The organism is Pseudomonas sp. AC463 (assembly GCF_979253585.1).
Window position 1 is genome coordinate 1 of record NZ_CEEDDZ010000921.1, and the last position, 252, is coordinate 252.

Below are 252 nucleotides of genomic sequence, written 5' to 3' on the forward strand. Positions count from 1 at the left end.
TCATAAAACTTACAAGACTCGGTTGCCTCGGTTAAGCCGAGCGACTTCTACACCCCACGGAGCCTCCAATGAAAAAAATATTCCGCGCCTCCCTCCTCTCTGCCATGGTCGGCATGGGTGCCATCAGCGCCCACTCCGTCGCTCTCGCTGATGACGTCAAATGGCCGACTCGGCCGGTTCAGGTCGTCGTGATTGCCAACCCCGGCGGCGACACTGACTTCAACGCCCGCATGATGGCCAAGTACTTCAACG

The 252-nt window shown here is 57.9% G+C and carries 1 pseudogene; it reads left to right on the forward strand.

Annotated elements, in window-relative coordinates:
• Nucleotides 1-68: 68 nt before the first annotated feature.
• A pseudogene (locus AC0IYH_RS32915) lies at nucleotides 69-252 on the forward strand (tripartite tricarboxylate transporter substrate binding protein); the annotation flags it as partial.